The following is a 20,602-nucleotide window of genomic DNA, read 5'->3' on the forward strand; positions in this document are numbered from 1 at the left end:
CGAGGTGACCATCTGCTGATGCGACGGCGAGACACAGCTCAATGATCCTCACTCGCAAATCGGGATCGTCGATTTCCGTGAGCAGCGTCTCGAGCGTTGCTTGATCGAGATGGCCGGAAATAGTGCTGGACGAAGCATGGCCGATCTCCCGGTCTTCACATACCGTCTGGACGATTTGTGCAAACTCGGTCGATTCGATCCCGAACCGGCGTTTGATCTCGAGTTCCTCAAGAAGCAGTTCCTCGCTGAGATCGATGTGGCCGTCTGCGATCAGCACAAGCGCTACGATGCGTGCGGCTGCCTGGGCGCTGTTGCGGGGATAGGTTCTCATTCTGTCGTTCCTTTGCGGGACCATGTCGCGTCGTTGAAGAGTCGACAGTTTCGAAGGTTTGAGTGATCTGAAAAAGCAGACAATTCAATACGGAAACTTCGGAAAAAACGAAGTAAGGTGGTTGGCTTCGAGTTGGGCTTGAGAAGACCTTATGACGAACTTCATGCGGAAACGGGTTGAACCGGTAGTGACAGTATTGGTGGAGGGATAACTGTAGCGGTTTGTGTTAGACGATCTTCACTCATCGATGGCAGTAGGGAAAGGGTCGGACGAAAGGGGGCGGGGCCGGAAGCTAGGTGGGGGCCACGTATCTCCGCCGGATCGCGGGCCTGCTTCGTCCTTTGGGAGGGGCTGACGCGCAACTGTTGAAACACCGGGGGCGCGTTGTTCCATCGGCGGCAGCGCCAAATATGGAATTCATATGGCAGTAGAGAATGCTTGACTCATAGGCTAGTTGCTCCATACTAAACGAACGCGTTCATTTGAGTGGCGCTTGTTCGATGTTCGGGGGCGCATGGTTGGACTTGAAGGGGATTGAGTTGACTCATTTGACCGAAATGTTCTCGGCGGAAGAGGGCGCAGCACAGTCGTGTGCAACGCTGGTGCTCCCTAATGACATACCTGCAATCGCTGCTAGCACGCCCAGCGGGCTGCGTTCTGCCTGTATGCGTCGTCGCGCGAATGCGCCTTTTCCTGCTTTTAGCAATTGGGGTCTTGCCCAGCGTTTTGTCACATGCAGGAGTGATTGCAGCAAACGCGAAACTTGAGGTGTTTGGATGGGGTTTGTGGCTGCTTGGCGCGGGTTTTGTTGCGGTAGGCGGATGGCTCACTGCCATTTCCCGTTGTAGTCGGTTTGCTTCCGATTCCCGTGATGGTATGGGCAATGTCGGGCATGCTTGTCACCCTAGTGTCGGTTCTGCTGCTTGCCACTGTAGCTGCGGCTTGCTTTGCTGGCACACATGCCGAACCCCATACGCCGTCCGTGATCCCGATCATCGCCTTGGTATTCATCTTGAAAAATACGGGACTGAGTCTCGACGCGACAAAATGGGGATGCGGCGCGGTATTGGGTGCATGGAATATCTGAACAACACGTCTCGTCGCTTGAGGGTGCGGCAAGGGAGTGGATCAACTCAGTTCCGACCACGAGTTAGCCATAATGGAGATCAAGGAGTCTCATTAAGTGCTCAAGCATCTCGATGCAATCATGTCAGCCATGATGGTTTCGCAAAGAAGAGCGGCATCCACTTGGCGCTACTGCGGTATTAGATTAACTACGTTATTTGCGGTCTGGCGGTGAGTTAATGTGCGTAAGCGTCGAATTTACACGGATATTTGATTCTCGCGTAGAGATTTGCGATTGCTGGGGCTGGAATCCACGTGGAGGGAGCGGAAGTCTAATCCGATTGGTGCGGTGGAGAATATTATGCGAACCGACAGGTCTCTTGTCGGGGTGTGGGTATATTCTGCTAGGGTCTATGATTTTTCTTGATGAGGGTTTGGTATTTTTGATTATAAACTCGTCAAGAGGAATTTCCGTCGCACATTTTGTTGAGAATTTTGTCATAAAAATGGCATCAATGATTTTTATAATAATTAATTTTGAAATATGGTTGGGAAAATAGATTGCGCAGCCGGGAGTTTAATAGGTTTGCTCGATAAGTTGCCGCAACCGATCGGTGCTATCGAATCACTTGCTCCCTCGATTCAGGCAGATATCTGGATAGGGCTATAGGAGTCTCGCTGCGTAATCGCCTCCTTAGTATTTTGAATTGAACTCCTAAGAAATTTGGTTATGCCTTTTCCTTGAGTGGTGTGTATGGTTTCGCGCAAATGAAATGTTCTGAAGAAAATCGTAGGGCGTGTGTTTTTTTGGGGGCGGGCTTGGTGGGTGATGCTTCAATAATGAGAGGTGCACACATTGAAGCGTGAAGAATATTTCGATGAACGCGGCACTCAGGTAGTGCTGGCGATGTCGTTGAAGCGTTACCCTATCCACTCGCAACAAATGAGGAGGTCGGATCCGGTTTTTTGGGATGGTTGGCTGCGCTCTATAAATTTACTGGGGCTACGGTACCGCAATTTACCTCCGCACAGCGTGCTGAGATTGCCTATTTTTCAGGAAAGCATTGAAGGAGTGTCGTCGACAACAGGCGATGTCGAGATGCTAGTTGAGCACCATATAGCATTCATCGATCAGTCCAAGATTCTGCTCGCAGCTCTCGAGGCGGGGAGGGTGAGTATTGCCCGTATAGCGGATCAATAGTGCGAATGCCAGGCGATTGCGACGTTACTTCGCGTTTGTCCGATACGTGCGTCACACGCGTGTGTGGTGAATGCTGACGGCACGACTTTCTTGTATATGCATCGGCGTTCGCTATCGTGTTGTTTGGATCATTCAATTTGATAATTGGTTGGAGGCACTCTAACCTCGGCCAAGGTAGGACCGTATTGCACCTTAACCTGGAGAACCCATGACTCGCGAAGTCCAATGCCCTTTTCATCACGTTGCAGGCGGTGGCACCACCAACAAGGATTGGTGGCCCAACCAATTGCGCGTGGATCTGCTCAATCAGCATTCGAACAGATCCAATCCGCTGGGTGAAAGCTTCAGCTACGCGAAAGAGTTCAAGAAGCTCGACTATCGTGCATTGAAAGCCGATCTGGTTAAGCTGATGACTGACAGTCAAGACTGGTGGCCGGCGGACTACGGTCATTACGGTCCGCAAATGCTCCGGATGGCGTGGCATGCATCTGGCACATACCGGGCGCTTGACGGACGTGGCGGTGTTGGGCGCGGGCAGCAGCGCTTTGCGCCGTTGAACTCGTGGCCCGACAACGTCAACATTGACAAGACTCGTCGTTTACTGTGGCCGATCAAGCAAAAGTATGGTCAAAAGATTTCGTGGGCTGATCTCTTTGTGCTCGCTGGAAACGTGGCGTTGGAGTCGATGGGCTTTCGTACCTTCGGTTTTGCTGGGGGGCGTGAGGACGTCTGGGAACCGGATCTGGACGTGAACTGGGGCGCGGAGACCACGTGGCTGGGTGATGACAAGCGCTTCCACGGTGACCGCGAGCTCGATCACAACTTGGGCGCAACTCATATGGGGTTGATCTATGTGAATCCAGAAGGCCCAAATGGAAGTGGTGACTATCTGGCAGCGGCCAAGGACATTCGCGCCACGTTCGGTCACATGGGCATGAACGACGAAGAGACTGTCGCTCTAATTGCCGGTGGCCACACCTTCGGCAAAACACACGGCGCCGCGCCTGAGTCACACAAGGGTCCAAATCCCGAAGGCGCGCCGATCGAGGCGCAAGGCTTAGGTTGGATTAGTAGCTATGGGCAAGGCCACGGTAAGGACACTATCTCCAGCGGATTGGAAGTGACCTGGACGAAAACTCCGGCACTCTGGAGCAACAATTTTTTCGAGAATCTGTTTAAGTATGAATGGGAACTGACGAAGTCGCCCGCAGGTGCGAAGCAATGGGTCGCTAAAGACGCGCCAGAAATTGTTCCCGATGCACATGTTCCGGGCAAGTTCCACAAGCCTGCGATGTTGACCACCGATCTGACGCTGCGCTTTGATCCCGAGTTTGGCAAGATTTCCACGCGCTTCTTCGAAGATCCGCAGGCTTTTGCCGACGCGTTTGCGCGCGCTTGGTTCAAACTGACCCATCGGGACATGGGCCCTAAGACACGCTACCTCGGTGCAGAAGTACCGAAGGAAGAACTGATTTGGCAGGACCCTCTTCCTGCCCCCGTGCACGAACCGACTCTCGCGGACATCGTGGATCTGAAAGCCAAGATCGCCGCCTTGGACCTCTCGGTAGGCGATCTGGTATCAATTGCTTGGGCGTCGGCCTCAACCTTCCGAGGAGGTGACAAACGCGGCGGTGCTAACGGTGCTCGCTTGGCGTTGGCGCCGCAGAAGGACTGGGAGGTGAATAGGAGAGCCCTTCAGGTCTTACCCAGGTTGGAAGAGGTCCAAAAAGCGTCGGGTAAGGTATCGCTGTCTGACGTGATCGTATTGGCAGGTTGTGTGGGTGTCGAAAAGGCGGCAAAGGCCGCCGATGTAGAGGTTGACGTTCCGTTCGTTCCTGGCCGTGTCGATGCGCGTCAGGATCAGACCGATGTCGAATCCTTCTCCGTACTCGAACCGTTCGTCGACGGTTTCCGCAACTACAACAACGGGAAAATTGACGCGGCGACCGAGGCACTGCTGATCGACCGCGCTCAGTTGTTGACATTGACAGGGCCCGAGCTAACCGTGTTGGTCGGCGGCCTGCGTGTGCTTGGCGCCAATTTTGATGGTAGCCGATATGGAGTTTTCACAGATAAAGTTGGTGTTCTTAGCAACGATTTCTTCGTCAATCTGCTGGATATGACTAATGTGTGGGCGCCAGTGGACAACGGGATCGAACTATTTGAAAGCACCGATCGAAAAACCGGGGAGGTAAAGTATATCGGTACCCGCAACGACCTGATTTTTGGCTCCCACTCGGTACTCCGCGCCTATGCTGAAGTCTATGCAAGCCCTGACAGCAAGGAGAGGTTCGTCGTGGACTTCGTCGCTGCTTGGACCAAGGTGATGCACCTCGATCGTTTCGACCTTGCTGAATAGAGATGTGCGTTATATAAACTATCTGTGGAGTTCACGCATGGTCGCTACGGCAACTCAATGCTGAGATGCTAGCACTCTTGGTACATCGTTGAAGTCCTACTGTAAGAAGAGCATGGTAAGTCAGGTCCACCGGAAGGTGAGGCCTGACTCTTAATTTCTCGGTTTTATACCCAATAAATGGCTCGCAAATTCTTTGCGGATTTCGTCGTGATTCAAGGGTAGGTAACGGGATCGACACCCTGTCCCAGGTCACGATAATTTTCCAGAATGGAAGTGTTATCGGTCGCTAGAACCGGAAGGCACGTCTTCGGATAAATTCGATAGTTGGTACCGATTTGACCCAGATAAGTATTCCGGACTCGCGAGCAATCGTGCGTGGGAGGACTCGGATGTGCAAGCTCTTGCGTCGTGAGCACGGGTTGGTGTTCTTCGCAAAAGCTCTGAGTAACCGTCTAGAGAGTCAATTGGAATGAAGTGAACTGTCACAAAGCGTTCTGGTTTTGGCCGTTGCATTGAGCATGGTCAGGCGCTTGCGCACGCAGGCAACCAGCGCTGACCTTACACCGCCGAGTACACCACTTGTAAGCGGGTGATCTCGCCGCTTTTCGGGTGATGCAATCGTCGGAATTGCCCCGGCGCCAGTTGCCCAAGGCGCTTTGCGGACGGACAGTGTTGTAGTCCGTTCGCCACGTTTCAATTCGTTTGCGTGCATCGTCGAGACAGACGAACGCATGCGGATTCAGACATTCTTCGCGCATTTTAACCTCGGACTCTAACTGCAGTCCGGACTAAAACCGGGGGGGCAGGTCACGGGGAGCTAACTTCGACGTGAACAGGGCGGATTTTCCTGTATTTTTTTGCCTCGCTATCTTAGAGTGTGTCACCGATGTTCAACATTCTTCGGATCGAACTCAAGCGTTGCAGTCGGAGCAGGTGGTTGGGGTGCCGACGACAGAGGTGAATGATGCGTTTTCGACTGTTGCTAGATGCAGTCTCGGGTATCGCAAAGATTGAACTTCGATGTATGCGAGACAATGTACGCCGTGTAAACAACTTTTAGGGAAAGGAGGGAAGATCGATAGTCTCGTGCAGAGTGTCGGAAAAGCATGTTCTAGAGAGAAAGCGGTGTGATCATCCACTCCATGTCTGCCGGGTTTCTGATCGGTGACGACTCGAGTTTGCCTCGGACAACTCGTGTGAAGTGTAGAGGATTTCATTTGCAGAAAAAATTGAAACGTTGGATGACACAATTGATGTTTATAGTGCGTCCCTGCACTTCATTTTGTCCGGGGTTTCGGAATTTTCGCCTAACGGCCCAGTGGCTAATATTGGTGTTTCTCGGCATGGCGTGTAGAGTTGCCGACGCCGCGTTAGAGGACTGGCGCTTTGAACTTGGTGTCGCCTCCGACAAGGTTTCGCGTGGTCTCGATCTCAGCAATCGACGTCCATCACTTCAAGCTGCGGCGAGTTGGTATCCGGGCAATGGACTTTTTGCCGGTGCCTCGGTTTCCGCATTTCCGCGTACTGGACTCTCGTCATCCATCGGAACCGCGGTCGACGTCGATGCAGGTTATGTTTGGCGGCTTGATAGCAAATGGCAAGCACAGGTAGCAGTGGCGAATCATCAATTGACCGGCTCATCTTTTTCGCAAAGCATGACCTATCGTGAACTTGCCGCGACGGTCCGATGGCAAGACGCCATATTTGCAACGGTTTCGGTCTCGCCGGATACCCCGACAGGGCGTTTTCGGGGGCTGCACTTTGTCGCCTGCGATCTCGTTGCACGGCTACCGCTAGCTCATGGTGTCACCGCGACGGCTGGTATCGGGTACTACGACCTGCATACGTCAGACAGCCCAGGCTCCGGTTACGGAAACGTGGGACTGTCTTACCAATATCGCGCAGTGCAACTTGAGATCCTATATATCGGCACGATCGGGAGAAGTAAGTCGCTTGTCCAGGGCGCACTTGATAACCATTGGATCTTTCAGACGATCTGGCATTTCTGACCTTACGGCGCATTGGCGGTCCGCGTGCGGCCGGGCGGACCTGGTTGTCTGGCCCGACCGCAGGAGCGTCAGGCTCGTGCCTGTTCCGAGCGAGGGCTACTGATCGACGTCGAGCCGGCCGTATATTCCGTTCAAACCGCGATTCGGTCCGGCTGCGAAGAACAGCGTATTGGTCGGCTGCGCGTTCAGTCCGTTGCCGAAGCCAATGCCCCACAGACCCGGGATCGTGATCGGTGCTCCGTTTTTCTGTGTGAGCGTGCCGGCTTCTGCGCCGCTTTGCGGGTCGTACGCGTGGATGGTGCCGTCTCCGAAGTTGCCAATAAGTAGCTTGTTGCTGAGCGGCCCGAAGCCGACCGGAGCGGGGGCGATACCCCACGGTGCGTTAAGATTCCCGCCTGTGATGAGGCGCTTCTTAAACGTACCGCCGCTGTCGTAGACGTCGATTAGCCCTTGGCCAACTGCATGCACGGCGTTCCTGGCACTACTGTCCTGTTTTGCATAAGCGACGAAGATATCGCTGCCGACCGCTTGGATACCGAACGGCGCGAAGCCTGCGGGCAACGACGGGTCGACGAAGCGGCCGATCGTGGAGATCTTCTGAAACGAATTGTCAAACACATCGATCTTATTGTTGTGGAAGTCCGCGGCGTAGAGACGGTTTGCACCATTGTCGCTGCCAATTGCGAGCCCAGTATATTGGGCTCCGCCGGTAGCATCATCGTACACGGTGACTGCGGATGTCAGGTTTACCGATGGTGACCAAGCGGCGATCGTGCCGGCGAGCGTCGCGAAGATGAACGCGCTGGACCCGGATGTTCCGTTCTGGGTCAGCTCGAAATTGCTCGCGCCGCTGAAAACGATGCCAGTTGGTCCGGCTGGACCGTTCACGCCGGCTGGAATAGACACGACCAACTGCTGCGGCGTGCCGTCGCCATCGTAGAGCGTTGATTTCTGCGAACCCGCATCTGCGACCCACACGAAGCCCTGCGGATTGAATGCGATGCCCCAGCCGTTCTTCAGGTTCGCGTCGGTATGCGACGAGGCAACGCCGCCGTCCGACACGACGACGGTCTGCTTGTAGCCGACCCTCTGTTGAACGGAATCATCGTCGCCGCCGCAACCGGCAAGGATCGCGGCGATCGTCGCAGAAAGCACCACCTTCGGCAAGGTCGAGCGAAGAAGAAACATAGATTTGACTCATTGGGAATGGTTAATGAGTCCGTGTGTACCGGAAGTCGTTCGAAAAGTTGCAGCAGTATCGCGTGAAATCGTTAGGGGAAGATAGAAGTTTGGATATCGTCGCAACAGGTTCGCGTGGAACGCGCACTCACATCGGCTATCGTTATGAACGTTGCTTTTGCGGCAATCGGAATATACCGGATGAAACGCTTCCTTCTTTTCGTTCTTTCTATCTGCGCCATCGGCTTGCTGGCGAACTGCACACTTGTCGAGCGCGAGCCTGATCCTGTCGTTGCCGCTCGTCAGATGCGAACCCACCCCGAGCGCATGATTGTGCTGGCCGTCGAGAACCCTACGGAATCGATTACGTTGAGAGCAGGTTCGACAATGGGGGGCTATGTTGCTCACGGCGGTTACTCGGCGGGCGGCAGTGCCCGCGCGATGCTCACGGCGATCACTGCACAATATGAACTGCGAAATTTAACGACCTGGCCGATTCCGGCGCTTAACATACACTGCGCTGTACTCGAGATCATGGATGGCACGCCACGCGAAATGATGATGGCCAAGCTTTCCGATGATCCGCGGGTGCGTCTCGTTGAGCCTTTGCAGATGTTCGAGGGGCTGGCGGAGCCGTATCAGGCGTCTCGCGTAGCGGATTTGCAAAGAGCGCCGCGCGAAATCGGCGCGGATGCCGTGCACCGTACTACACTTGGTGATACCGTGCGCATCGCTCTAATCGATACGGGCGTGGACACGGAGCACCGGGATTTGCGTGGTCGCATTGTTACTACGCGGAATTTCGTCGACGATGACTGGCAACAATTCAACCGTGACATCCACGGTACCGAGGTTGCTGGGATCATCGCAGCGAACGGCACGGGCGACGCATCTGGTGACGTTGTCGGCATTGCGCCGCGTGCGAAGCTAATCGTGTTCAAAGCCTGCTGGCAGCAACGTGGTCTCGGCGCGGTATGCAATTCACTGACGCTCGCGAAGGCGCTTCAGGGTGCTATTGACGCTCGCGCACAGATCATCAATCTGAGTCTGGGTGGTCCCCCTGACCCACTGCTGAGCGCACTCATTAGGGTCGCGCTAAAACTTGGTATCGTCGTCGTTGGCGCGGTGATGCCAAATGGGGACTTGAAGAGTTTTCCGGTCGGTGTTTCCGGTGTGATCGCAGTTGACGTAGCTAAGGCAGGAAACGAGGTCCCCGCCAAATTGATGTCGTCGGTTCTGTACGCGCCGGGTCGCGATGTGCTTACACTCACGCCCGGTAGCCATTACGATTTTGTTTCGGGGTCATCGTTTGCGGCAGCTCACGTGACAGGTACCGTAGCGTTGCTTGTTGGTTTTGCGCAAAATCTCGATACCGCAGTCCTCCGTAGTCTGCTCGAAGACACGAGTGGCCCAAGTCGTAATTATGCCCGTGTGATCAATGCGTGTCGGGCGATCGCGGCACTCGACGGCGGTTGCAACAATACGGATCTTTAATTTATCGTGTCAGGGGCCGTTGCTAACGGCGATAATCGGCTCGACAAAACGCACGTCGCTCGCCGCACGCAGCGCCCCGATTTGACGGTTGACGTCTACTTTTCCGCCCCTCTCGCTAACCGCTGGAGATGTGGGTCCCAGCGAGTAGACGCCGTTTTCTCCCGGTCCCGCTAGAATCTGCAAGCCGAGCGGGACCAATAGCGCCTGCAGGCGACCGATTGGCATGGCGGCATCGACGACAAGCCTGATCGTTGCCCGCTCCTGTGCTCCTTCGCGCTGCGATAGTGTGCGGTAGGTCGCCGATCGGCTGTCGTTCATCTGGGCGCCAAATATCGCAAGGCTACCTGTTTCGAGCACGAGAAGCGCAGCCAACCCATAGCAGAGCGCCGCGAGACGGGAGCGGGGTACTGCTCGCGGTGCGTCGAGGCGTCGCGAGAGATCGGCAAGTCCCACGTCGACGTTGGGGCCGGCTGCGTCGGCACCTGCGTTCAGCGCGGCGTGGAGCCGCTTCTGGTACGCGAGTTCCTCGCGGCAAGCGCCGCAATGCCGCAGATGTTCGTCAACCTGCGCGCGCGCACTCACCGAAGCCGTTCCGTTCACCACCCAAGGCAGTAACTCCCATGCGTGCAGATGGGTAAGATCTTTATGGGCCGAATGATCCATTATTAATTCTCTTTGGGGTTGCAAGTTCGGGCATTAGATTGCGGAGTTTCACACGTGCGTGGAACATTCGGGATTTGACGGAACTGACCGGCACCAACGTGATATCTGCAATCTCCTCGAGCGAATGCCCCATCACGTAGGCTAATTCCATCACGAGCCGTTGTTCCGGTGTGAGCTTGCCGAGACCTTTCGCGAGCCAGTCCGCAGTTTCATAGTCCGTGAACGGTTCCACAGCGGCGCCCTCGTCTCCATCTGGCAATGGCTCATGCGACAGACCGCCTTGTCGCAGCGCTTTCAGCGTAACACGATAGGCAATGCCCATCAGCCATGTCGAGACGCGCGATTCACCGCGGAACTCTGACGCCTTTTGCCAGACGATCATGAACGAATCGTTGACGATCTCCTCAATCGTTGCCTCGCTACGTGTGAAGCGTCCCAAGAAGCGTACGAGCCTGCGGTGATAATTGCGATACAGGTGGGTAAGTGCTACGCGGTCCCTCTGGACAATTCGCACGAGCAAGGCGCGATCCTCCTCGTCCGGTCGCGATCCATGGGGGCGAGGGGCAGTCTGAGTCATCGCGGTCGGGGGGGGCATGGTCGGGGCGATCGAGTCATATGCCAAAGGTGCTTACGCGATGAGCGGAATGCCTGTTTGCCTGCCAATCCGCTTCGCCAGCAGTGGTCGTACCACGAGCAACGCGGTGGTCACTGCGCATCCGAGTGCAAGCATGTAGAGAGCGATGAAGCCCGAATACCCGAGTAATGGCGCAACGGCTTTAGCAATGCCCAGGAAAGCGGAAAAAAGCCACGTCGTGCTGCTGATCGCTCCGAGTATGGCCGGTAGATAGGCCGCTTGGTTAGGATTATTCTGGACTTTTTCCAAGCGCGGAAACGCAAGCCAATGTAAAGCCATGCCGTTCAAAGTGAGTAACGAAACGATCGTCAGTTTTGCGAGCAACTTGGGCGCCTTGGTGATCATGACCAGGTCGAATTTCGTATCGAGCCAGATGATGGCGGTGCCTGTGATCCAGAGAACCGCCAGCGCCATTGTTACACCGGTTGCAGCCCGGCGCAGCAGCGAGGTGTCCACGCGGCCGCGCCCGAAGACCGCGTAGTCAGCCATCACGGACGCAGCCGCGGCGGAGCCGAACGCAAGCAGATGAAAAAGAATGAATACCATTCGTACGATGGCGACAGGGTCGACGTGTGGCATTTCGCTAGACCTCGAAAGTCTACAGGTTGGCAAGATCGGGGTGTTGTGCCCGTAAGTGATGCGTCGCGATCAGAAGGTTGCATGGCAAGCGAAATATTCGTTACGATTTAGGCTGGGGGGATGGTGCGTTGTGGTCCATGAGTTGGCGAAGTGCCCCATCAAAGACGACGCCTGCCGACGGGCCCGGTGCGTTTCTGGGTACCCCAATTCTTCCGGGTAATCAGGTGTAGCTGTCCGAGTGTCGGGTCTGTATGCCGCAACAGTTGAAAACTGAATAGTCCAATGAGGGGCGCGAGGATTGCCAGCGACAGATGCTTGCCTTGGCAGTCCCCAGTTCAACCGCAATTACAGATGAAATGCTAAGCAAGCAACGACTTTGTCGCAATGATGCCAGGCTCCGGCAAGATGACAGAAAATTGGCCAGTGAAGAGAAATGTCGACAGCGATGCGAACACGGCGAGACCGTAGGCGGGCTGGAGCATATCGATGGCTTTAAGCGGTATCTTGAGCAGTCCAAGCGATCCGCGGTGGTGATTGCCCGAGATGTCGTCCAGTATTGTGTCTGCGGGAAGCGGGCGAACTAGCGGTGCCGCTGGGGTAGAAACGTGTGCGGATATCCTGGCGTTTTCGTTTGCGCCCGCGCAGTGTCGATCACGCGAATCCGCCAAGTTTTTTCTGGGCGCATTCAACCGGTCGTCGCAACACTAGATTGTTGAACAGATTTTAGATGCTCGTTCAGAGCTTCTGCCGGCGTCTTCCAACCAATCGCCTTCCGAGGCCTGGTGTTCAGTATATGGGCAACGGTTTGGATCTCTCGTGCGCTCCATCGGGATAGGTCAGTGCCCTTTGGAAAGTATTGTCGCAATAGGCCGTTCGTGTTCTCGTTCGTTCCACACTGCCATGGACTGTACGGATCGGCGAAGAATACTTTTACGCCGGATTCGATAGTGAAACGGGCATGATCGGACAGATCCTTGCCACGGTCCCAGGTCAATGATCGCCACAACTGGGCTGGCATATCTGTCACCGTCTTCTTGAGCGGATTGGCCATCGTGACAGTTCCGTAACCGGCCAGCGCTGGACCGTTCTTCGTTCGGGGAGTCAAGGCGTAACCTTTCTCCCGAGGTAAATATACGTGCATGGTGAAACGGGTTGATCTCTCCACCAGCGTGCCAATAGTAGATCGATTTAAGCCGATGAGCAGGTCTCCTTCTCAATGGCCTGGCACTGCACGATCTTGCGCCTCTGCGGGGCGGCTGGAGATCATCACATCCTCGTTGTCGTGTGTCCATGCCTTGGCTTGCACCCTGGCCCTTGGCACGCACAACGCGCGCCCGGTGCGCAGGCAACCGACTAGCTCGCGCTTGAGTGCCCCACGTCCTTGAATGTGAAGAGCCTGGCAACTGGCTTCGTGAGAAATGCGCATGGATTCATCATCGGGGAGTTCGATCCGTTGGCGGTTGGCGATCTGTTCCGGGGGCCAACCATTGACCCACTTTCGGTCTCCGCGATGCGGTTTATTCCGCCCCTTGAACGGTGCCTGCTGGGGGGCGGCAATCTCACGGCCATCTGCGCACACACCTTGTCCTCCAAGCGTTCCTGCACATAGCTATGCAGTCGCCGGTTGACCACCAGTTTCGCTGGTTTGGGTCGCTTGGCAAAGTGCTCCACCTTCCATTGCGCGACCGATGCACGATACTCGAGGTGGCCACCACGAGTCGATGCGTTACGCGCAAGCTCGCGCGAAACAGTTGATGGGCTACGTCCGATGCGGCGAGCAATCTCGCGCACCCCTATGTTTTGGGCCGAGAGCAAACCGATCTCTTCACGCTCGGCGGACGACAAGTATCTATCAGATATGGGGTTTGACATGAAAAGTGGCATACCGCCACGATAGCGGAACCAGCGCGAGCCCACCGCGGAGGACATGCCAACCGTTTCCACGGCCCTCTCACTCGTAAGGCCGGTGGCGATTTGATTCCAAAATCGACGCTCGATCTCATGCTGAAGCGACGGCACACCGGGCGAGTGCATCGCTCGTCGCCCGGTTATCTGATACCCCCATTCTGCAATTCCATGCAACACCTCCTCGATTAAAGGTGTTGCGACGACCGGTTGAATGCGCCCAATATGTCAGCATTCGGTTTGGCGAACGCAGGTATGGAGCCGTCCGTCGGAAGCGAGGGTAATGCGTTGGCTGAAGCGATCGGAGGCCTGTAGAAGACGAAACTGATTCATTGACGCACCCCGTGGAAAACGAGGGAATCTATCGAACTGGCGATGCTGGAATGGATAGCAGCCTGGCACAACCATCGTCGGCTGATGGATCCCTCTTGGCCATCTCTTGTTCGCGGAGGCTAAGGCAAACTACGGTAGACAAGTCAGAAATGCCACTGATGTCCCGGCATTAACTTAATGTAGCAGCCCCCTGAAACACCTACAAGGACCTTCGAGTTCGTGCAATGTCGTTCTGACATCTCTGCATTGCGGCACGATGGCGACGAGATGGACTGCGCACCTACAATCGGCCTGCGAGCGCGCTCGGCTCGGGCCAGAATACTAACCGCTCAGCAGGGCTCCATCCGGACAGCGGCATTGCGCTGTGCATGCCGAGCGTTTCATCGAGCTGTCCTGCTGCCGGTCCAACCTGTCGTCGATTCGTCCGTTGCAATCTGTCAGAGAAAGGCGCTGCTGTTGCTGCTTACTGTTCTTGCGGTTGCATAGGAGTAAAGCATGCCGGCACGTGGTCGGGCCTGAACGACTCGTCTCGCGTCAGTAGGGCCCAGATAATGCGTGCGTGTTTGTTGGCGAGGGCCACGAGGGCTTTTTGCCAACCGAGCCTGCCCTGAACTTCCTGGAGCCATCGGGATAAGCGGTCGGTGCGTCGACCCGCCGTCATAAGTGCACTTCGAGCTCCAAGCACAAGCAGCATACGAAGATAGGAATCCCCGCGCTTTGTAATGCTGCCAAGTTGAGATTTCCCGCCAGAGCTGTTTTGCCGGGGCGTGAGACCTAGCCATGCCGCGAACTGGCGGCCATTCTTGAACTCGCGTGCGTTTCCGACAGCGGCGACTAGCGCGCTCGCCGTGATCGGACCGACGCCAGGTAGCGCCATAATGCGGGAGGCTCGGTCATCCTGTTTTGCATGCTGCTCGATCTGCCGATCCACTTCCCGCATCCGCTCATCGAGAACTTTGAGATGCTCCCACGCTGCATAGAGAGCACCGCGGGCAATACCGGGCAACTCATTGTTGGCGTCTTCCAATATTTCGGGAATACGCCGCAAGGCCTCGATTCGTTGAGGTATCGTGACCCCGAATTCCGCAAGCAGGCCACGCAGCCGATTGATGAGAGCAGTGCGCTCTTCTAGCCAACCCTGACGCATGCGATGAAGCGTGGCAATGCCTTGTTGCTCTACCGTTTTGACCTGAACGAAACGCATCGTGGGCCGTGCGGCAGCCTCACAAATCGCTTCAGCGTCCGCAGCATCATTCTTGCAACACGCTCCGCCCTTGCGGTATGGGGCAACAAACTGAGGCGAGATCAGTTTTACCCTGTGGCCCATTCGCGCAAGTTTGCGTGCCCAGTGATGGGCAGATGCGCAGGCCTCCATCGCGACATCGCAGGGCTGCAGGCGTGACATGAATTCGGCAAATCGCTCTGCGGGGATCGAGCGCCGCAAGATCACGTGCTCTTGTCGATCGACGCAGTGCAACTGAATAACACGCTTTGCTAGATCCACACCCATTCTGGATACGGCTTCCATATCTGACCTCCTCATCGGATCGTCAACGACTCGCGTCATTGTGCTCTTGCCGTCGCGAAGGTCCTTGGCATTCGGACACAGTCACCCACTTACAATAACGGGTAGGCATAAGACTGTGTTTTTGACTAACACCGGGCCGGAAGTGATGGAAGTGTTGACGGGCCCGGAACGCCGGCGGCGCTGGACTGCGGAGCAGAAGCTGGCGATGGTTCGCGAGAGTTTCGAGCCGGGGAAATCGGTTTCGATGGTCGCGCGCCAGCACGGCGTGAATCCGAACCAACTGTTCCACTGGCGCCAGCTGTACCAGGATGCGAGCCTGTCAGCGGTAAAAGCTGGCGGGGAGGTGGTTCCGGCCTCGGAACTGGCCGACGCGCTCAAGCAGATTCGAGAGCTGCAACGGATGCTCGGCAAGAAGACCATCGAGAACGAGTTTCTCCGCGAAGCAGTCGAGTACGGCCGGGCAAAAAAAGGATAGCGCACTCGCCCTCGCTGCCGGAGGAATGAAATGAACGTCTCCCACCCTCGCGATCCACGAGCGTGGGAGTCCTGGAAGGTGGATCCTCGCGGGCCGACGGCATCAGAGTGCCCAAAGAGGAAGATCATTGAGGTCTTCACAGGCAAACCGGAGGATCCTCATGAAGCTTACGCCAGTTGGGATTGACATCGCAAAGTCTCTGTTTCAGGTCCACCACGTGGATGTAGAAACGGGTGAGATTGTGAATAAGTCAATCAAGCGCGCCGGATTCCTCGAGTATTTTGCAAACCGGGCGCCATGTCTGATCGGCATGGAGGCATGTGGCGGCTCACAGCACTGGGCACGCGAGCTGGAGAAGATGGGGCATCAAGTTAAGTTGATGCCGGCGCGCTTCGTCAAGGCGTTCAATATCGGCAACAAGAACGACGCAGCGGATGCGAGAGCAATTTGGCTTGCAGTGCAGCAGCCATGCAAAGCCGTCGCGGTAAAGACTGAGGATCAACAAGCTGTACTGGCCATGCACCGAACGCGCCAGCAATTGGTGAAGATTCGGACCATGCAGATCAACGCGCTGCGCGGCTTGCTGGCCGAATACGGCGAAGTGATGGGCACGAGCCGAGCAGCGCTCGATAAAGGGATGTCTGGAGTGCTGGAGCGTCTCGCTGAGCGCCTCCCGGCGATGCTGATCGACACGCTACGCGAGCAGTGGAATGGTCTGACGAAGCTGGACGAACAGATCGCGACAATTGAGAGGCGGCTGAGAACATGGATGAAGCAAGATCAGGCCTGCGCGACTATCGCTGCAATACCGGGAATCGGATTGCTCACGTCCACCGCGGCGGTGGCAACGATGGGAAACGCGAAGGCGTTCAGATCTGGGCGGGAATTCGCGGCATACATTGGTTTGGTCCCGAAGCAGTCGGGGTCAGGTGGCAAGGTCAATCTGCAGGGCATCAGCAAGCGCGGCGACACGTACCTGCGCACGTTGCTAATTCACGGTGCGCGCAGTGTGTTGGCAAACGCCAAAGATCCAGGCCCATGGATTGAGCAAATCAGAAAGCGTCGACCACCGAATGTGGTGATCGTTGCGCTGGCCAACAAGATGGCACGAACGATTTGGGCCGTTCTTGCACACGAAAAGCAGTACGAGAAGACCTACGTTAGTTCGAAGCCGGCATGACTGGCTTCGCCGCGTAGAAGATCAACGTTTTGCAGGGGGAACTGTCGAAAGGTTGCGCAGGCGTTTTGCGTGTGATGACGAACCAGGTAAGACCGTGACTCGCCAAGCCTGAACTGGTCGTAGAGTCTCGAACTCGTCGGAGGAATGAGGCACGAGTCAGCGGATTTCATCGGGGCCCGCAGCGGGAGTACCGGCTGCAAGAAGGCCGGATATAGAGCTGCAACCCATCCTGTCCGTCAACACACAAGAAAACCTGCACAAACGGGAGACGTTCATATAGACGACCAGTGAAACTGGTTTGTGAAGTTCTCGGCGTGTCGCGCTCGAACGTATCGGCACGACTGTCGCGTCCGGCGACGTGGCGCGATGGTCGTCAATCGAGGCAGCCCGACGATGCGAGCGTAGTCGAGGAAATCCGTCGGGTTGTTGGCGATTTGCCCAGCTATGGCTATCGTCGCGTCTGCGGCACGTTGCGCAATGAACGTGTTGCGGTTGGGCTGGTGCCGTTCAATGCCAAGCGCGTTTATCGCGTCATGCGCACACACGGGCGGCTGATGCAGTGCCGACCGAATCCACCTCGGCCTCAACGTCGACACGACGGCAAGGTGGCCGTAGCGCGCAGCAATCAGCGATGGCGCTCCGATGGATTCGAGTTTCGCTGTGACAACGGCGAGCCGCTGCGCGTGACGGTTGCGCTGGACTGCTGCGACCGTGAGGCGATGAACTGGGCGGCCACGACGGCAGGCCACTGCGGTGACATCGTGCGCGACGTGATGCTGGCTGCAGTGGAAAATCGGTTTGGCAACGAACTGCATACCCCGTCCGACATCGAGCGGCTGAGCGACAACGGCTCGGGCTACACGGCCGACGACCCGCGCCGGTTCGCAGCGGCCATCGGCCTGAAACCATTGACCACGCCGGTGTGCAGCCCCCACAGTAACGGGATGGCCGAGAGCTTCGTGAAGACCATGAAACGCGATTACGTCGTCTTCATGCCGAAGCTGGACGCAGCATCTGCGGCACACAACTTGGCCATCGTGTTCGAGCATTACAACGAGAAGCATCCTATAGCGCGCTGAAATACCGCTCGCCTTGCGAGTTCCGTCGCTCGCTGGATTCAGCAACCTTGGTGTGACGCTGTGTCCGGAATTACAGGATCAACTCCACTTAAACCCACCAACACCCACGATCCCCGGTGCGGTTCAAGAGATAAGAAGGGGTGAGAATCACAAAAACTATGAGTGCAATTGATAAATGTGAATGGACGGCTGAAGTTGTGATCGGACAGACTGCCAGCACTTCGTATTTGAGTTGATTTTTTGGATGGAGCGTTGCTGATGATGGCATATAGCGTCGCGCCTGCCCCTGTTTTTGCTTAAGTGCGTCTTCTGAGTGTTTGACAGCGTCGAGTCTAGGGGGAAGGGTTACACAAAAGGCTGGCTTATGAGCGCTAGCGAAGCTCATGTGGCATTGTGTTGACTCAGGTCGATGAAGAAAAAGGTATATGTAGCTTGGGCATATCACTGAGTTTCGAAAGCATAGGAGAAATCGCATGTCGAACGAAACGAAGTGCCCGTTCAACCACACCGCTGGTGGCGGCGCGACGAACAAGGACTGGTGGCCGAATCAGCTTAGCCTGAACATCCTGCATCGGCATTCCGCGCTGTCCGATCCGATGGACAAGGATTTCGACTACGCAGAAGCGTTCAAGAAGCTGGATCTCGAAGCGGTGAAGAAGAACCTGCATGCGCTGATGACGACGTCGCAGGACTGGTGGCCGGCCGACTTCGGCCACTATGGCGGCCTGTTCGTCCGCATGGCCTGGCACAGCGCCGGCACATACCGCACGGCCGACGGCCGCGGCGGCGCAGGCGGCCGGCAGCAGCGCTTCGCGCCGCTCAACAGCTGGCCGGACAACGTCAGCCTCGACAAGGCGCGCCGGCTGCTGTGGCCGATCAAGCGGAAGTACGGCCGCAACATCTCGTGGGCCGACCTGCTGATCCTGACCGGCAACGTCGCACTCGAATCGATGGGCTTCAAGACCTTCGGCTATGCCGGCGGCCGCGTCGATACGTGGGAACCGGACGACGTGTACTGGGGTTCGGAAAAGATCTGGCTGGAACTGAGCGGCGGCCCGAACAGCCGTTACTCGGGCAAGCGCGACCTCGAAAGCCCGCTCGCCGCGGTGCAGATGGGCCTCATCTACGTGAACCCGGAAGGCCCGGACGGCAACCCCGACCCGGTCGCCGCCGCTCATGACATCCGCGAAACGTTCGCACGCATGGCGATGAACGACGAAGAGACGGTCGCGCTGATCGCGGGTGGCCACACGTTCGGCAAGACGCACGGCGCCGGTCCGGCGTCGAATGTCGGCGCCGAGCCGGAAGCCGCGGGCCTCGAAAAGCAGGGTCTCGGCTGGAAGAGCACGTTCGGCACGGGCAAGGGCAAGGATGCCATCACGAGCGGCCTGGAAGTCACGTCGACGCCGACGCAGTGGAGCAACGACTTCTTCAAGCACCTGTTCAGCTACGAATGGGAGCTCACGAAGAGCCCGGCGGGCGCGCACCAGTGGGTCGCGAAGGACACCGGCGACGTGATTCCGGATGCATTCGACGCGTCGAAGAAGCATCGCCCGACGATGCTGACGACCGACCTGTCGCTGCGTTTTGATCCGGCCTACGAGAAGATTTCGCGCCGCTTCTACGACAACCCGGCCGAGTTCGCCGACGCGTTCGTACGCGCCTGGTTCAAGCTCACGCACCGCGACATGGGCCCGCGTGCTCGCTATCTCGGCCCGGACGTGCCGGCCGAACATCTGCTGTGGCAGGACTCGATTCCGGCTGTCGACCACAAGCTGATCGACGATGCCGACGTCTCGACGCTCGAAGGTATGCAGAAGGCCTTCAACGATGCGCAGACGGATGGTAAGCAGGTGTCGCTAGTCGACCTGGTCGTGCTTGCCGCTGCGTGCGGCGTCGAGCAGGCTGTGAAGAACGCGGATGTCACGGTGACAGTGCCGTTCGCGCCGGGCCGCGCGGACGCGGCGCAGGAGCAGGCCGACATCGAAGCGACGGCCGTGCTGGAACCGGTTGCGGCACGGCTTCCGCATCTTCCTGATGCACGCGTACCATACGCCGGCCGAGGCGTTGGTGGTCGACAAGGCGCCACTGCCGACGCCGAGCGCGCAGGAGATGTCGGCGCTGGGCGGTGGCCTAGTCGTGCTCGGTGCGAACGTCGGCGATGCGAAGCACGGCGTGTTCACCGACCGGGCGATGGGCCAGGTCAAGTGGACCGGCACGCGCGTCGACCTGATCTTCGGCTCGCATGCGCAACTGCGCGCACTGGCCGAGGTGTACGGCAGCGCGGATGCGAAGGAGAAGTTCGCGCGCGACTTCGTCGCGGCTTGGAACAAGGTGATGAACCTCGACCGCTTCGACTTGACATGATTTCCAGATCGCGCCCAACGTTTTTCGAGCGTACCCGATAGAACCCGGCAGATTGATCTAACGAGGCCTATTTTTTTCAAGATTTGTGGATGGATCTCTTCGTACAACTATCGTATACGGCGCGACAGTGTGTGCGTCCAGGTACGGTGCAGAAATTTAAGTCGATCGGAGTACGAAATCCCGCAAAAGTTGTTCAAAATCTGATGCGTGAATATGCCCGA

At 56.7% G+C, this 20,602-nt stretch carries 11 protein-coding genes and 7 pseudogenes; 10 read left to right on the top strand and 8 right to left on the bottom strand.

Annotated elements, in window-relative coordinates:
- Positions 1–331, bottom strand: a pseudogene (locus tag G3O06_RS32150) (TerB family tellurite resistance protein); the annotation flags it as partial.
- Between the two features lie 883 nt (positions 332–1,214).
- Between G3O06_RS32150 and G3O06_RS32155 the strand changes: the two are divergent.
- The 3 genes from G3O06_RS32155 (at position 1,215) to katG (ending at position 4,956) form a co-directional block, all read left to right on the top strand.
- Positions 1,215–1,418 (top strand): hypothetical protein, encoded by a 204-nt coding sequence (locus G3O06_RS32155; protein WP_205818618.1) that lies wholly within the window; start codon positions 1,215–1,217, stop codon positions 1,416–1,418.
- An 834-nt stretch (positions 1,419–2,252) separates the two neighbouring features.
- Positions 2,253–2,597: a hypothetical protein gene (locus G3O06_RS32160; protein WP_205818619.1), complete on the top strand. Its 345-nt coding sequence runs from the start codon at positions 2,253–2,255 to the stop codon at positions 2,595–2,597.
- Positions 2,598–2,805: 208 nt separating this feature from the next.
- Positions 2,806–4,956 carry a catalase/peroxidase HPI gene (katG, locus tag G3O06_RS32165; protein ID WP_205818620.1) on the top strand — a complete coding sequence of 717 codons (2,151 nt, stop codon included), beginning with the start codon at positions 2,806–2,808 and terminating at the stop codon, positions 4,954–4,956.
- Between the two features lie 647 nt (positions 4,957–5,603).
- Here the strand turns inward: katG and G3O06_RS49295 are convergent.
- Positions 5,604–5,717: pseudogene (locus tag G3O06_RS49295) on the bottom strand (integrase core domain-containing protein); the annotation flags it as partial.
- 456 nt (positions 5,718–6,173) lie between these two features.
- Between G3O06_RS49295 and G3O06_RS32175 the strand changes: the two are divergent.
- Positions 6,174–6,965 carry a TorF family putative porin gene (locus tag G3O06_RS32175; RefSeq protein ID WP_205818621.1) on the top strand — a complete coding sequence of 264 codons (792 nt, stop codon included), beginning with the start codon at positions 6,174–6,176 and terminating at the stop codon, positions 6,963–6,965.
- A 96-nt stretch (positions 6,966–7,061) separates the two neighbouring features.
- Here the strand turns inward: G3O06_RS32175 and G3O06_RS32180 are convergent, their stop codons facing one another.
- Positions 7,062–8,153 (bottom strand): TIGR03118 family protein, encoded by a 1,092-nt coding sequence (locus G3O06_RS32180; RefSeq protein ID WP_205818622.1) that lies wholly within the window; start codon positions 8,151–8,153, stop codon positions 7,062–7,064.
- Between the two features lie 192 nt (positions 8,154–8,345).
- Between G3O06_RS32180 and G3O06_RS32185 the strand changes: the two genes are divergently transcribed.
- Positions 8,346–9,638, top strand: coding sequence for a S8 family serine peptidase (locus tag G3O06_RS32185; protein WP_205818623.1), 1,293 nt, complete (start codon positions 8,346–8,348; stop codon positions 9,636–9,638).
- Positions 9,639–9,647: 9 nt separating this feature from the next.
- Here the strand turns inward: G3O06_RS32185 and G3O06_RS32190 are convergent, their stop codons facing one another.
- The 4 genes and pseudogenes from G3O06_RS32190 to G3O06_RS32205 all read right to left on the bottom strand — a co-directional run bounded on the left by G3O06_RS32190 (position 9,648) and on the right by G3O06_RS32205 (position 13,548).
- Positions 9,648–10,301, bottom strand: coding sequence for a zf-HC2 domain-containing protein (locus tag G3O06_RS32190; protein ID WP_205818624.1), 654 nt, complete (start codon positions 10,299–10,301; stop codon positions 9,648–9,650).
- The gene (locus tag G3O06_RS32195; RefSeq protein ID WP_346779564.1) at positions 10,282–10,896 is read right to left on the bottom strand and encodes a sigma-70 family RNA polymerase sigma factor; all 615 of its coding nucleotides are present in this window, start codon (positions 10,894–10,896) and stop codon (positions 10,282–10,284) included. Before G3O06_RS32195 ends, G3O06_RS32190 begins: the two co-directional genes overlap by 20 nt.
- A 33-nt stretch (positions 10,897–10,929) precedes the next feature.
- On the bottom strand, positions 10,930–11,514 hold the full coding sequence (locus tag G3O06_RS32200) for a hypothetical protein (RefSeq protein ID WP_205818626.1): 585 nt from the start codon (positions 11,512–11,514) through the stop codon (positions 10,930–10,932).
- A gap of 685 nt (positions 11,515–12,199) precedes the next feature.
- Positions 12,200–13,548, bottom strand: a pseudogene (locus G3O06_RS32205) (IS30 family transposase).
- 89 nt (positions 13,549–13,637) lie between these two features.
- Between G3O06_RS32205 and G3O06_RS32210 the strand changes: the two are divergent.
- A pseudogene (locus G3O06_RS32210) lies at positions 13,638–13,930 on the top strand (IS3 family transposase); the annotation flags it as partial.
- A 285-nt stretch (positions 13,931–14,215) separates the two neighbouring features.
- Here G3O06_RS32210 and G3O06_RS32215 read toward each other — a convergent pair.
- On the bottom strand, positions 14,216–15,280 hold the full coding sequence (locus G3O06_RS32215) for an IS110 family transposase (protein WP_205818627.1): 1,065 nt from the start codon (positions 15,278–15,280) through the stop codon (positions 14,216–14,218).
- A gap of 145 nt (positions 15,281–15,425) precedes the next feature.
- Between G3O06_RS32215 and G3O06_RS32220 the strand changes: the two are divergent.
- From G3O06_RS32220 to G3O06_RS32235, 4 genes and pseudogenes are all read left to right on the top strand, one after another.
- A pseudogene (locus G3O06_RS32220) lies at positions 15,426–15,780 on the top strand (transposase); the annotation flags it as partial.
- 135 nt (positions 15,781–15,915) lie between these two features.
- Positions 15,916–16,935 (top strand): IS110 family transposase, encoded by a 1,020-nt coding sequence (locus tag G3O06_RS32225; RefSeq protein WP_205818628.1) that lies wholly within the window; start codon positions 15,916–15,918, stop codon positions 16,933–16,935.
- A 281-nt stretch (positions 16,936–17,216) separates the two neighbouring features.
- A pseudogene (locus G3O06_RS32230) lies at positions 17,217–18,070 on the top strand (IS3 family transposase); the annotation flags it as partial.
- A gap of 417 nt (positions 18,071–18,487) precedes the next feature.
- A pseudogene (locus G3O06_RS32235) lies at positions 18,488–20,381 on the top strand (peroxidase family protein).
- The last annotated feature ends 221 nt before the right edge of the window (positions 20,382–20,602 follow it).

It is taken from the genome of Burkholderia sp. Ac-20345 (genome assembly GCF_017104825.1).
Lineage (GTDB): Bacteria > Pseudomonadota > Gammaproteobacteria > Burkholderiales > Burkholderiaceae > Burkholderia > Burkholderia lata_B.

Excerpts from the sequence above, each read along its gene's own strand:
- G3O06_RS32155 (WP_205818618.1), top strand. The coding sequence starts at position 1,215 with ATGTCGGGCATGCTTGTCACCCTAGTGTCGGTTCTGCTGCTTGCCACT.
- katG (WP_205818620.1), top strand. The coding sequence starts at position 2,806 with ATGACTCGCGAAGTCCAATGCCCTTTTCATCACGTTGCAGGCGGTGGC.
- G3O06_RS32180 (WP_205818622.1), bottom strand. The coding sequence starts at position 8,153 with ATGTTTCTTCTTCGCTCGACCTTGCCGAAGGTGGTGCTTTCTGCGACG.
- G3O06_RS32185 (WP_205818623.1), top strand. The coding sequence starts at position 8,346 with ATGAAACGCTTCCTTCTTTTCGTTCTTTCTATCTGCGCCATCGGCTTG.
- G3O06_RS32190 (WP_205818624.1), bottom strand. The coding sequence starts at position 10,301 with ATGGATCATTCGGCCCATAAAGATCTTACCCATCTGCACGCATGGGAG.
- G3O06_RS32195 (WP_346779564.1), bottom strand. The coding sequence starts at position 10,896 with ATGCCCCCCCCGACCGCGATGACTCAGACTGCCCCTCGCCCCCATGGA.
- G3O06_RS32200 (WP_205818626.1), bottom strand. The coding sequence starts at position 11,514 with ATGCCACACGTCGACCCTGTCGCCATCGTACGAATGGTATTCATTCTT.
- G3O06_RS32215 (WP_205818627.1), bottom strand. The coding sequence starts at position 15,280 with ATGGAAGCCGTATCCAGAATGGGTGTGGATCTAGCAAAGCGTGTTATT.
- G3O06_RS32225 (WP_205818628.1), top strand. The coding sequence starts at position 15,916 with ATGAAGCTTACGCCAGTTGGGATTGACATCGCAAAGTCTCTGTTTCAG.